Consider the following 13,263-nt stretch of genomic DNA (forward strand, 5'->3'; position numbering starts at 1 on the left):
CGACATCAGCCGCAAGCTTCACATCACAACAGCTAGTCCACCCATTGCAGATCATCCGACTGATCAGGCGGCGTCCGAAATGTCCAACTCCGACTCAAGAATTCCCACAGGTATGGAAAGCGATTTCGCTATCCGATCCCGATAGCCCTTGCTGTACCTCAGACCTCGCTCGATGTTTTGGATTTCCTCAGCGGCCAGCCCGCACGCGACCGCCAGGTCGTCGATCGAATATCCAAGGTGCTCGCGATAAGCGCGGACGATGTGGGTTCCCTGGGACATAGCCGTCAAGACTGGTTCGGGAATGCGCGAATCCTTCATAAACATCTCCAAGAACTGGGAGCTCCCTCGGAGATTCCTCCCGAGGCGCACACCTAGCAAATAAAAAAAAATGGTCGTCCATTCGGCCGAACCGGCCTCATGCAAGGGATGGGCCGCTGAATTGGCCGGGCCGGAATATGGCGGCTCACCTGCTTCTGATCAAGTATCAGGGCTGCCCGTGCTGAGAGCCTGGTCGGCGTAGCGCATGCGACCTAAGATCCTTCGTGGACCATTCTCGCCGATGGCTTCTTGAACAGCAACTCGAACTTTCGGCACGGACACTGCTTCCTTCGGCAATCTCCACCGGCGAGGCAGCAAAAGACCCGCTCGTAACCGCTACCGAGTTTCGCAATTGCAGCAAACAATGGTCATCTGGTTTCATCCGGGCTTCGGATCCAGACAAGGGGTACCGCTTTCCTGGCGGCGCATCGCCACCTGTACAGGTTCACAATCATTCGACCGTGACCGATTTTGCGAGATTGCGCGGCTGGTCCACATCCGTCCCCATGAAGAGCGCCGTGTGGTAGGCTAGAAGCTGTATCGGGAGCGAGAAGATCATTGGCGCGATAATCTCGTCGACAACCGGCAGCACGAGCGTGTGCATGGTTTCGAGTTTCGATACGGCTGCCCCTTTTTCATCGGTGATGAGGATAATCCGCCCTCCACGGGCAGCCACTTCCTGCATGTTGGAAACGGTCTTGTCGAAAAGACGGTCATGGGGCGCGATGACGATCACTGGCATGTTCTCGTCTATCAATGCGATCGGCCCGTGCTTCAATTCACCCGCTGCATAGCCCTCGGCATGGATGTAGGAAATCTCCTTGAGCTTCAGCGCACCTTCCATCGCTAGCGGGAAACTGGTGCCACGGCCGAGATACAGGACGTCACGACACTTTGACAGTTCGCGCGACAAGAACTCGATTTCCGGCTGGATGCTCTCGAGTACGTGGCCCATCACGCGCGGCAATTCGGCGAGGCTCCTGACGAGCTCCTGCAGCTCGTCTTCGGGGACGGTCCCGCGGGCTCTGGCGGCGCCGATGGCGAGTGCTGCTAGAACGGCAAGCTGGCAGGTAAAAGCCTTGGTAGAGGCGACGCCGATCTCCGGTCCGGCAAGGATCGGGAAAACCGTATCGGCCTCGCGAGCGATGGTCGATTCGCAGGCATTGACGATAGCGCCAATTTTCAGCCCACGCTCCTTGCAGTACCTCAATGACGCAAGCGTATCGGCGGTTTCGCCGGACTGCGAGATGAAAAGAGCCGCCGACTGCGGCGGCAACGGGATCTCGCGGTAACGGAATTCGGACGCAACGTCGATTTCAACCGTCAGGCGCGCATAGCGCTCGAACCAGTATTTTCCGATCAGTCCGGCGAAATAGGCGGTCCCGCAGGCAGAGATCGCCAAGCTCGGGACCTTGGCGAAATCAATGCCAGGAACCATGTCGCGACTGTCTATGATGTTAATGTAATGATGGAGAGCATGGGCTATGACCTCGGGCTGCTCGTAAATCTCCTTCTCCATGAAGTGGCGATGGTTGCCCTTGTTGGCGAGATCGGCCGCGGCCGTGGAGATATGGCGCGGACGCTCGACGGGACGGCCGTCGACATCGAAGATATGGGCGCCCGAATTGCCGACAACGGCCCAGTCGCCGTCGATGAGATAGGTAATTTCATTGGTGAAGGGAGCAAGGGCGATCGCGTCGGAGCCCAGGAACATCTCGCCGTCGCCGTGACCGATCGCGAGCGGTGGTCCGTTGCGCGCCGCCGTGATGGTCGACGGTTCATCTTCGAAGAGGATGGCAAGCGCATAAGCGCCCTTGACGCGTTTCAGCATGGCACGCGTGGCCTCTTGCGGCCTCATGCCCTCTCGGCGGTATCTTGCCAAGAGATGCCCAACGACCTCGGTGTCGGTGTCGGTCTGGAACTCGGCGCCATCCGCCGCCAATTCGTCCTTCAGCTCGGTGAAATTCTCGATGATGCCGTTATGGACTACGGCGACACCGTCGCTAAAGTGCGGGTGCGCATTGCGTTCGGTCGAGGCCCCGTGGGTTGCCCAACGCGTGTGGCCGATGCCGACGTTGCCGCTCAGCGGCTCTTCCTTCAGTCGCGTCTCGAGATTGACGAGCTTGCCCTCGGCGCGCCGGCGGTGCAAGGCACCCTCGATGATCGTCGCAACGCCGGCGGAATCATAGCCGCGATATTCCAAACCCTTCAACGCGCCGATCAACCGATCCGACACCGGCTGTTGCCCAACGATGCCAACAATCCCGCACATGTTCGTCTCCGCATCTTTGCGGGCAGCACCAGCCCACGCGAGACGGATACCCGTCCGGCCGCTTTAAGTGGCGGCCTTGTAGTAGAATTCCATAATATTGGTAAAATTGATTGTTGTGATAACTACCATCCACCCGATGGATAGGTCGGCCGCTGTGGAGCCACGACCCAAACTTCTATTCGCGCCTGACGCTCTTATGAGGATCGCAAACTCACACCCGCGGCAGGATCACGGCCTCGGAAAGGCCAGGAGGCCTTGGACAGTGGACGGACGACGGGCCTGCGACCCCTTGTCAGGCAGTCGGCATCTAGGAGCATGGTGCCGCCGACTTGGGCATCGGCGATGGTCTGTCTTGGCGACAGCCTGAGTTCGCTTCAGGACCGTCGTCGTCTCGCGCGGCTGCCGGTGTCAGTTGACGATAACAAATATCCGCCGGGGGCGAGCGCCTCGCGCACGGCACGTGCCAGCCGCGGTCGGTCCGGGACGCCGTCGAAGGCGTTGGCCGTGAAGACTCGACGGGGCGTGACACCAGAGTAGCGAGTTCGTAGCGCGTAGCCGGCGACGAATTCGCAATTGGTCGCGCCGACGCCGGTCTGCCGGCGCTGCGCGGCCTCCAGCTGGTCGGCGTAGTGCGACGACATGGCGGGCGATCGTGGCGATCGGCACAGCCGCCCCGCAACAGAGGTCGACCACCTCCATGCCCGGCTTCAGCCCGGTTGTCGCAAGCGCCATCTTCGCTGCGGTCGCGCTTGTCATGCTGCTCTTTCCTGGCCATTGCAAGAACACGAACCTCGGCTTCGGTCGGAATGGCAATGTGGCGAAGGCGACCCGATCTGCGTCAAGCTCATCGCCAGAAGAGGCGAATGATGGGCAGCCCCACTACCGCCTGATCACCACCGGCGGCCGCCGATGTTCCCAGCATTCGCGTTCCAAGGTCGGCATGTCGTGCTCCTCGCTGGCATAGCCGAGGCAGAAATAGCCGATCAGCGTCCATTCGGGCGGCGTGTCGAGAATTTCGGCCATCTCGGTCGCATCGAGGATCGACACCCAGCCCATGCCGATGCCCTCCGCCCGCGCCGCCACCCACAGTGTGTGCACTGCCATGACGGCCGAATAGTCGATGGTCGCCGCCATGGTCATGCGACCGAGCCCATGGCCTTGTCGGGTCGTGCGGTCGGCGAAGACCGCGAATTGACAGGGCGCCTCGTCGAGCCCGGCAAGCTTCAGCCGGGCATAGAGTGCGGCGCGCTCTCCCGAAAAGCGCGTGAGCGCCTCGGCATTGCAGCGCTCGAAGCAGTCTCTCACGGCAGTGCGCCGCTTGAGGCTCTCGACGACTACGAAGCGCCAGGGCTGGCTGAGGCCAACGGAGGGCGCAATGCTGGCGAGCTCGAGCAGGCGTTCCAGCGTACCCTCTGGCAGAGCCGTCGGCTCGAAGCGCCGCACATCCCTGCGCCAGCGCAGCAGCGTGATCAGCTCGGAGCGAAAATCGTCGGTGAAATCTGGAGGTGACGGCATGGCGGTCTCGTTAGGTATGGATTGGCATTAGGGAGTACAGTGTGGACAGCCTCTGCCTATTGCCAAGCTGGCTTGTTGCGTCCGACAATCGCGTCATGCGACCCCAACCGCAAAGGATAGAAAAATCTTTCCTCGTGGGCGGCGCTATTACGATGCAATCGACCAAGCCAGTTGCGATCAGCTCGCACCGCCGTTGCTAAATGCGCCATTGACACACTCAGGCGAACCCGTATCGCTCACCAGGCCTCGGAATGCAGAGAACGTCGGCCTGGAACGCGGAGACGGCGACAGGCATCTCAGCTTGCATATGGTCGTTCCTGCCGCACCGCCTGCAACTCAGTTTGCTTCCGACCACGTCGGCCTCGACGTCCCCGAAGATTCCCCAGGTCATTCGGCAGATACCATCGTCTGACGTCATAGCGCCGCAGCGGACAGCACCAGCTGCCCAGTTTCATTTGGTGCATCGCTGAGCTTCCAGTCGCCACCGCAATTTCGTCTTCCACCAGCGTCAGGCATGACCCAAATTGGAACTCATCCCTCTCACAGTCGATTCGCGCTTGAACTATATGTTCTACTTTCGTTCACTGTTCGGACGACACATTAGAAAGAGCTGGAATGGAATCTATCATCAGCCCTCGACAGCCGCCAAAGGTGGCCGCTGTTCAAGCCCGCCGAAAAGTTTGGATGCCGTTCACAAGGGGAGAGCATTGGTGGGACCATGCCGGCACCATCTACCTCTTTGTTCTTCTCGGGGAACATCGCCCGGGCCAGTGGTCTCAATCGTGACCGGAGAGTAAAAATAACTGACGCGCATCAGGGCTCGCGCATGTGGAACGCGATGAGCATCCCAGTTACTGGCACATTCTACAATCAGCTACCAATTGACAAAACGTAAGGCAGGAGACGGTTGAGACGTGGAAGGTGTTCGACCGTCGTACCGCAGAGTCGCCATAAGTCGCATTTACGAGGTCCTGATATTTGATGCAAATGGCTGGGAACGTTGCTCACCCTCAACTCGGAGGTGACCGTTACCATCAACAGCGGATGGGCTGGTGCCGTCATGAAGTTGGAGGGCGACTTGCCTCCTCTAGCCGTTTTCGCAACCTATTCCGTCGCCGTCTCGGTCAAGATCATAGATATCGGTGCCTATGACAGAGACCGGCCCGTGTACGTATGCGGGACCATTGCCCTTTCCGGAAGAACAGTCGACATCGCTGGCGATTGGAACACAGGCGCCTGTGTAGTTAGGGTCGCAGGATTCTTGGCCATGAGCGCTGCTGATGAAGGACGCCAGACCCAGAGCGACCGCGCCTAGACGATGAAACCGCATCAAACACCCGCCAGCTAACACCCAAGAAATCTTAGCGGGCATTTTAGCTCCATGCAATATTAGCGCTGGCTTGGGCGCCTATATATCACCACCAAGCTCCAAAGAGATAAGTTATTGCCCCACTGCAATGATCAAGATCGCGTTGAGGGTCGCGCGATGGCGGGCTACTTGATTTCGGTTTGGCAGATGCGTGGCCAAAGACCGACGCGTGCTGCCAGGCATATGCATCTGCGGCGGGGTTTGACTTTTGATATTGCTAGGCAGGAAGGTCGCTTGCTGTACAGAGGAGCTTATTACCGAGGTCGAGAATCCTAGTACCGATCGGTGGTAGTGCATCCACAGCAGTCTGATTTCGACAGCCGTCGTCGAGCCGGAGTTCGCATCGCCCTCTGCGGTGAGGCCTCCGTAAGCGTCGGCGACGACCGACAGAGTCGACAAGCACGCGCTTCGTTCAGCCCCCCGACGTGATCATGGCTGAAAGCGGTCCTACAAGGGCGGGCGATGTTAGCCGTCAAGGCCGACGAAAGGCAAACGCTGTGGGATCGTGTGCAGGGCGAGGTCGGCGTCCCGGTCCCGAAGGAGCATAAGAAGGACAAGGCGGAATGGCTGAAGCCGGGACTGGTCGGCCGGGTCAGGAGGTCGAAGAGCGAAGAGAAGCTGCGCCACGCAAGGCTACCGGATTTCTGGGAGGATAACCAAAGAGCGCGGCCAGTCTTAGGTATATTGTACGATTGTTACCCAAGCGGCGGCCGCATGGACTCTCATCATCTTGGAACTACATTGCCACAATGGCACAGCTCTTTGAATCCGCCCCAATGAGCGCTTCATTTCAGATGATCGTGGACCACTATGAGACAGCGGTTTCACTCCAGGAGCGCATTGTAACTCGCGCTCGACAAGTCGGCTTGGCGACCAAAAGCGATGACGAATTTCTGGAGCATCTGAATGCCGCGTTAGAGCGGGTGCGCCAAAGCTTGGCTCGGGCCGATTAACGTAATTGATTAAAAAATGGGACATCCGCGGTCGGCAGGCATACAGTGTGCCATCGACGGCAACTCTAAGGGCGTCCGTCGGCTGTGAGCGATCAACATGCTTCCGCCCCAATAGGGAGAGGGAGCTATGACAGACTCCAGTTCACAAACTCACACTGCCGCGCAACGCGACACCGGCCAAAATTCGATCTATCGCAATTCGCTGCTGCTTCGAATGTGCTCGGCAGATTTGGCCTTGCTGCAACCTCATTTGGAAAGCGTCTCGCTTGGATTGAAGACGCATCTCGAAGTGGCGGGGGCTCCAATCAGAACCGTGTACTTCTTCGAGAGCGGTCTCGGGTCAGTGGTGGGCGAACTGCGGCCTGGTATTGAAGCTGAGATCGGAATCATAGGTTGTGAGGGTATGACCGGCTCAGCGCTTATCATGGGCGATGACCGGTCAACGCACGATTGTTACGTCCAATTAGAGGCCCGAGCCTTTGTTATCGACGCGGGCCTCTTCACCAAGGCGCTTTTGACAAGCCCAACCCTGCGAACTTTTCTGCTCCGCTACGTTCACTACTTTCACCTCCAGGCAAGCTTCACCGCGCTCAGCAATGCCCGGATGAACATCATCGACAGGCTCTCAAGATGGCTGGTGATGTGCGATGATCGCGTCGACGGGAACAGCTTTGCGATTACGCACGAGTTCTTGTCAGTTATGCTCGGTGTCAGGCGGCCCGGCGTCACCATAGCGCTGCAAACCTTGGAGGGCCAAGGTCTGATACGCTCAATGCGAGGAGAGGTAGTCATTCTTGATCGCGCGCGTCTAATTGCGCTGGCAGATGGGTCATATGGCAGGGCTGAAGCCGAATACGCTCGGCTAGTCGGCAAACTGCATTGATCGCAGGCGCCGCGGCGTCCGTAGCGCCGCGACGGTGATCGCCAACGCATGTGCTCGAACAGGAGATGGTCGATCTCCTGCATTGGAGTCATGTCCGGGTAAGCCGCCTAGACAGAGTCTTCACCGCCGACGTTGCCGAGCATCGGATCCAAGACGAAGCTGTCATGCCGGCACCGCTGCATGCGCCGCGCGAGGAACAAACCGCCCCTCGCCTTCGTTCAGGATCCCGAAGCACGATACGGCTGTGCACCACCTTCCGGCCACTCCAAAGGAGACCCGAGACGACTCGGTCCGTAAAGGAGGTTTTCGAAGAGCATCTGAGGCTTCGCGCGGCAGGCGATATCGAGGAGGATCTCTTGGGCGCACTGCCATCTAACCTCGATTAAACAGGCACTGATGCACTGGCTGGAGCAATGGCGAGACTCATTGCACCAGCCAAGTTCAGGGCATGTGCAGACAACCGCTTTTGGCCCGGAACAGATGGATTGGCGGCATAGCCTTATCTTCCCTCACAACGGGAAGGCTGTTTCGGGACTTTTCGAAATCAGCGGATCACAGGCTCGCCATGGAAGCGGCGGCGCGATGGAGGAGAAACGCCGAAGCCAACTTCCATCATCAGCCGTGGCCTGTGCGACGGCACGGTGCCCATATGGAACCCGAACGGATCCTCGACGAAACCGAAACCGGCCTTGCCGGTCAGCGCGACCGGACTCTGCTTGCCGTAGACGTCCAGAATCTCTTGCGCTGGATGGCCGACGACAAGCGTAAATTGGTGCTTGAGGGCGCGGCGATCATGGCTGCCGCGAACATAGATATGCGGGCCGGTCCCCTCGTCGACGGGCACCAGATAGAAAAAGAACTTCAGCATCCGCCAGTCGTCCAGGTCGAAGTGGTATTTGCCGAGCGAAGCCAGGTTCTTGTCCGCGTCCGACGCCTGGCCGGTCGGGAAGCTCCACCAGACGCGCGTTGTGATCAGCGTCGCCTGGCCGCCGAGATAGTGCGCCGCGATATCCATGAGCAGCGGATCGTTTTGGATGGCAACGGCCGACTTACAGCCCAGAATGCGCTCGAAATAATGGCCGCTGAGCAACGGACGGCCAAATCGCGCCTCAGCCTCCGCATGCTCCGCCGGCATGAACTCGAGTCGGCGATCGAAATTGCCGAAACAAGGTGTGCACCTGGCGAATGCGGCTACATCTTCAGCCACCACTGCAGGCAGGACAAGGCCGGGAAAAAGCCCATCCATCCGCAGCGCGTCGACAACGTCGTGGCAATTGACACCGGCAAACATCGTGTCCTGGGCTCTTTGCGGCCTTCGGACCGGCTTTGCACCACGCCAGTGCATTCTCCGTGCCGGCATGGTGCGCGCCAACATGAACATGGGCAGCCACGCCGGGTTCTCGCGAATATCCGACAGGTAGGTCGGAATGCGTACGGCTATGCGACGCAGCATGCTGCCGTTTCGCGCGATTGTCTCAAGGCTTGCAGCGCCGGCTTTGTCGGAGTTCATAACGGTCATCGGGGTCCTCAGGTCATGAATGCACTTATCGACGAAGTTGGGTCCCGGTGTTTCGCCGAAACCCGATTCGCCGCGGAAGAACTAGGCGCTTGCCACGTTTTGTGCAACGCACCATTGCAGTGAGAAAAATGGAGGTTGCGCGTTCGTATAAGACAATCGCAACCACTCCAATTACCTCAGGAACTGTCTGTAGCCGCCGCCCATCAGGTAGCGGCCGCGTTGGATGGCGCGACGTACCTGATCGCGAAGATGGCCGCCTGGATGACGCCAATCTTCTTCGACACGGCGTCTCCCGAACAAGGCAATGGCGACCTCCTGATGAGATGCTCCCGCCAGCGAGCCATCCAAAGCCTGCAGTACAATACGCAGACGCGCTCCGCGGTGTTCCGGCGGAAAGCAAGCAGCTGACACGCGGCGGCAATCATTGATGTCGTTCAGGAACTGAAGGGCAGCGACATGGAACTTGAGGTGCTGCGGCTGAAGGATCGCGTCGACATATAGCCGCAACGGGCGGAGGACGGACGCACCGGAAACGGCGATCTGCAGACTTCGGCAGTTCTCCCTCAGCAGCACGTGCTGCATGCCCGCAGCTGTCAGCAGGATGTCCTTGCAGCATGAGAGCGAAGAAAGGTGAAGCGGTTCAAAATCGTGGTCGAGCCCCAGCGGCTCCGCGGCCGCTCGTAGAATACAGGCGCAATCGCGCGGATCCCAAAAGACCCTCGCCGATGTAGCGTCCGACTGTGGCGCGTCCGCGAAAAAGGAGGCTCCATTGTCTTAGGAAAGCTGATTCTGTCGTCAACTCGATTATCTTCATGTCGGCCTGGGTTCCGACAAAGCAGGCGGACGGTGCCATTTTGGCGTGGTCGCGCTGGAATTGTGGATTGCGCCGAAGAAACTCCCAGGCCCAGCCAGTGCGTGGCAATCGTCTGGCGTAGTGGTAAGCGTCCTGGCGACGCCAGTCCGGCCAGCATACAAGGCCGACCGTCGCTTCCTTGGACAAACCAGCATCCTTCATGGCACAGGTGTCCACAATGGCGCTATGCTGACGGGCCTAGAACCGGTTGCCACAGTACCGGTCCGCTCAGACGTCCCCTGCTGCGGATGCGCAAAAGGCTCGCGTGGGAAATCTCGAGAAACCCAGCCACCGCCTCCGTTTTGCCGACGCACTTGGGTTCTCCGATGCGCGACAATGGCCACGTAGCAAGGCGGAGGATCCGCTCCATGCGCGTGTCCGTCACCGTTACGATCCGGGTCAGATCCTTGGCCAAGCCGAACTCGATCATGCCCGCGAAGAGCTCGTAGGTCGCCTGGGCCAGCCCGCCCGCTGCCTTGGGCGCCGACGGAGGAAGATCGAGCGCGAAACGACTGCTCTCCCATATGTCGGTGGTCGAGGGCACGACGTCAGCACCCAGCAGCACCGGGAAGGTGTCGCGCAACATTGTGGGTCCGGTGCTGGGCAAAAGACGCACGCAACCGCGAATTCGCCAGTCGGATCCTTTGAGGAGCAGATAGACAGGCTTGAGAGCATCAAACGGATCGGATTCCATCTGGTCTTCGGTATCAACTTCCCAATCGAGCCTTTCCTTGAACACCCGAAACCTGAGCCCGTGCATCTCTTTGAGCTCGCCTGCAAAATCACTGTAAAAGTCTGGTGCTATCAGTTGCATCATGGTCGCCTCCATGTGGGATGTGTTCCCGCCATCGAAGGGCAAAGCTGACAGCGATGCAGCCTGTAGAGGTTTACAGGTATCGTGGCTGAGAATCAGGATCTCGTCAGGCCGGAGGCAGCCATTCGTGCAACGGCTTGGTTGATCGTTCGAACGCCAAACTTTGCCTTGGCGTTTTCCAGATGAAAGGTCACGGTGCGCTTTGAGACGCCGAGAAGCTGGCTAGTATCCCAAGCCGACTTGCCGCGCGCCGCCCATTTCAGGCACTCGAACTCCCGCGGGGTGAGCGTTACACCATCCACCACGCGATGATCGGCGAGCCTTCGCCGGACATGGATATGAAAGTTGATGGCCACCAGCTGCAATGCTTTTTCGTAACGTGCCAGTGACCGCAACAGAGGCGGACGGGACTCGTCGGAAGCAAAGGTCAGGGCAGCAAACCGGCCGAGATGATCATGCATGGACATCGTCAGGCCGCCGCAGATGCCAAACTCAGCCGCACTCTCTAGAATTTGTTGCTGCGAATTCGGCAGACCGTGCCGAGCGCGATCCACACCCCAATCGAATGTATCCCAGCCTTGCAGCCCGCGCAGGATGACCGGATCGAGACTGTGGTACCGCTGTTGCAGATAACGTGACGTCCAGGATGAAGGATAGTTTGAAATCAATTGGGGGGCGTCGCCGGAGGCTGACGGGTAGGTGAAATAGGCGAATAGCGGGAAGTCGAAGCCGGCTGCAGCGGAGGCCATTGCCTCACAGAGATCGGCAGCATCAACACTTGCAGACAGTTGCTCGACGAAGTTCTCAAACACGCGATGCATGTGTCCTGTGCGTAACCTCCGTAACGCTCAATGCCAGGCAGAGACCTTGTTTTAGATGATCCCGGACGAATACGGCGCGTGCCGAGAACGTGGCTAATCTGTTGAACCAATCCGAAATAGTCTGACGTTGTCTATGAGCCGTGTGCCGCCGAGCCAGGCGGCGGCAAGCAACCGTGCCGGTCGATCGAGGCTTGTTATCGGGTGCAGATCTGCCTCATCGCGAAGTTCCAGGTATTCGACCTCGCGATAGCCTGCAGCCAGAATTGCTGCGCGAGATTCTGCAAGCGTTGGCAGGATGGGTGAGCCGCGCTCAAGCCGCTCAGCCGTCTTGAGCAGGACCGATGATAGCTTGGGAGCAACAGCGCGTTCCGCTGGCGAGAGCCGCACATTGCGCGATGATAGCGCAAGACCGTCGGCTTCACGGACTGTCGGACAGGCAACAATGGTGATTGGAATATCCAGATCCCGGGCCATGCGCCTGACCAGGTGAATTTGCTGAAAGTCCTTTTCGCCAAAGAAGCCGAAGTCAGCGCTGGTCTGCAGGAAGAGCTTGGCGACGACGGTCGCCACGCCGTCGAAATGCCCCGGCCGGAATGTACCGCACAGGCCTTCGCTGACACCGCAAACCGAAACGGTGGTGGCGAAGCCCGCCGGATACATCTCCTCTGCATCTGGCGCATAAAGCAGGTGCGCGCCAACCGGTGCCAGTTTGGCGGCATCCTCGTCCTCGGTGCGGGGATATGCGGCAAGATCGGCCTGGCTGTTGAATTGCTTCGGGTTGACGAAGAGCGTCACTATCACACGGTCTGCCTTCTCGAGTGCAGCGCGCACCAGGCTGAGATGGCCCTCATGCAGGACGCCCATCGTTGGCACCAGGGCTATCCTCACACCTTCGCAGCGCCATGCGGCGACGCTTTCGCGAAGCTGGTCAACGCTCCTGACGATCGGCACGCTCACGCTGCTTCTCCGCTCTTGGTGGCGTCCGTGTCGGCGGGCTTGGGCGCATCGGCAAACACGTGCTCTGCGGCGGGAAACTGGCGCTCCTTCACCTCGCGCGCATAGGAAGCGATCGCAGCCGCAGCCGCCTCCCGGAGTTCAGCATAGCGCTTGACGAACTTGGGCCGGAAGTCGCCGAAGAGGCCCAGCATGTCGTCGACGACGAGAATCTGGCCGTCACAGGCTGCCGAGGCACCGATGCCAATGGTCGGGGTCGCCACCTCCTTGGTGATCCGGCGGGCGAGCGCCTCAGGAACCTTCTCCAGGACGACCGCAAAGGCGCCCGCTTCGCCCACCGCAATTGCGTCGCGCCTGATGCGCTCGGCATCCCCGCCCCTGCCCTGTACGCGGTAGCCACCGATGGTGTTGATGGCCTGCGGCGTCAATCCGACATGGGCCATGACGGGCACGCCGCGTGCGGCGAGGAAGCCGATCGTCTCTGCCATCGCTTCGCCGCCTTCGAGCTTGACGGCCGTGCAGCCGGTCTCGGCCATGACGCGCGCGGCATTGCGGAAAGCCTGCTCTGGGCTTTCCTCGTAGGAACCGAACGGCAGGTCGACCACCATCAGCGCCTGCTTGATGCCACGGCGCACCGCCTGGCCGTGCGTGATCATCATCTCCAGCGTGACACCGAGCGTCGAGGGCAGGCCGTGGAGAACCATGCCGACGCTGTCGCCGACGAGCACCACATCACAATGGGGATCGACAAGCCGGGCGACTGGGGTGGTGTAGGCGGTAAGGCAGACGAGCGGCGTCCCACCTTTGCGCGAACGAATATCCGGCGGTGTGATCGCCCTGGTGTCACCATAAGCGCTCATGGGACCCTCCTTCCCCTACGTTACCAGCTGCGGCTGTCGCCTTTGGCACATTTTTGTGCAGGTGCGAAGAGCAAAAAATGGCCGTGCAGCTGCGGGGTGTTGACGTGCCAATTGGCACGCTTACACTAAATC

General features: G+C 59.6%; 12 protein-coding genes. 1 reads left to right on the plus strand and 11 read right to left on the minus strand.

Annotated elements, in window-relative coordinates:
• Positions 1-63: 63 nt before the first annotated feature.
• The 4 genes from NKI32_RS28820 to bluB form a co-directional block, all read right to left on the minus strand.
• Positions 64-318: a helix-turn-helix domain-containing protein gene (locus NKI32_RS28820; protein ID WP_031197535.1), complete on the minus strand. Its 255-nt coding sequence runs from the start codon at positions 316-318 to the stop codon at positions 64-66.
• A gap of 451 nt (positions 319-769) precedes the next feature.
• Positions 770-2,590 carry a glutamine--fructose-6-phosphate transaminase (isomerizing) gene (gene glmS / locus NKI32_RS28825; RefSeq protein ID WP_353004752.1) on the minus strand — a complete coding sequence of 607 codons (1,821 nt, stop codon included), beginning with the start codon at positions 2,588-2,590 and terminating at the stop codon, positions 770-772.
• A 374-nt stretch (positions 2,591-2,964) separates the two neighbouring features.
• A complete protein-coding gene (locus tag NKI32_RS28830) occupies positions 2,965-3,231 on the minus strand; it encodes a class I SAM-dependent methyltransferase (protein WP_353004754.1) in 267 nt (88 codons plus the stop codon).
• 238 nt (positions 3,232-3,469) lie between these two features.
• Positions 3,470-4,105: a 5,6-dimethylbenzimidazole synthase gene (gene bluB / locus NKI32_RS28835; protein ID WP_023694898.1), complete on the minus strand. Its 636-nt coding sequence runs from the start codon at positions 4,103-4,105 to the stop codon at positions 3,470-3,472.
• A gap of 2,449 nt (positions 4,106-6,554) precedes the next feature.
• Here bluB and NKI32_RS28840 point away from each other — a divergent pair.
• The gene (locus NKI32_RS28840) at positions 6,555-7,310 is read left to right on the plus strand and encodes a Crp/Fnr family transcriptional regulator (RefSeq protein ID WP_352797852.1); all 756 of its coding nucleotides are present in this window, start codon (positions 6,555-6,557) and stop codon (positions 7,308-7,310) included.
• A gap of 544 nt (positions 7,311-7,854) precedes the next feature.
• On the opposite strand, the gene NKI32_RS28845 is transcribed toward NKI32_RS28840, so the two are convergent.
• The 7 genes from NKI32_RS28845 to panB all read right to left on the minus strand — a co-directional run bounded on the left by NKI32_RS28845 (position 7,855) and on the right by panB (position 13,131).
• On the minus strand, positions 7,855-8,829 hold the full coding sequence (locus tag NKI32_RS28845; RefSeq protein ID WP_353004757.1) for a hypothetical protein: 975 nt from the start codon (positions 8,827-8,829) through the stop codon (positions 7,855-7,857).
• A 171-nt stretch (positions 8,830-9,000) separates the two neighbouring features.
• Positions 9,001-9,411 (minus strand): DUF2285 domain-containing protein, encoded by a 411-nt coding sequence (locus tag NKI32_RS28850; RefSeq protein ID WP_023673629.1) that lies wholly within the window; start codon positions 9,409-9,411, stop codon positions 9,001-9,003.
• 58 nt (positions 9,412-9,469) lie between these two features.
• On the minus strand, positions 9,470-9,844 hold the full coding sequence (locus NKI32_RS28855) for a transcriptional regulator domain-containing protein (protein WP_352498917.1): 375 nt from the start codon (positions 9,842-9,844) through the stop codon (positions 9,470-9,472).
• 22 nt (positions 9,845-9,866) lie between these two features.
• On the minus strand, positions 9,867-10,499 hold the full coding sequence (locus NKI32_RS28860) for an acyl-homoserine-lactone synthase (protein WP_023707030.1): 633 nt from the start codon (positions 10,497-10,499) through the stop codon (positions 9,867-9,869).
• Positions 10,500-10,591: 92 nt separating this feature from the next.
• Positions 10,592-11,317 (minus strand): LuxR family transcriptional regulator, encoded by a 726-nt coding sequence (locus NKI32_RS28865; protein WP_023673631.1) that lies wholly within the window; start codon positions 11,315-11,317, stop codon positions 10,592-10,594.
• 93 nt (positions 11,318-11,410) lie between these two features.
• A complete protein-coding gene (panC, locus tag NKI32_RS28870) occupies positions 11,411-12,274 on the minus strand; it encodes a pantoate--beta-alanine ligase (RefSeq protein WP_023740408.1) in 864 nt (287 codons plus the stop codon).
• On the minus strand, positions 12,271-13,131 hold the full coding sequence (panB, locus tag NKI32_RS28875) for a 3-methyl-2-oxobutanoate hydroxymethyltransferase (RefSeq protein WP_023707031.1): 861 nt from the start codon (positions 13,129-13,131) through the stop codon (positions 12,271-12,273). Before panB ends, panC begins: the two co-directional genes overlap by 4 nt.
• Positions 13,132-13,263 lie beyond the last annotated feature (132 nt).

Source organism: Mesorhizobium sp. M0761, assembly GCF_040320205.1.
Classification (GTDB): Bacteria; Pseudomonadota; Alphaproteobacteria; order Rhizobiales; family Rhizobiaceae; genus Mesorhizobium.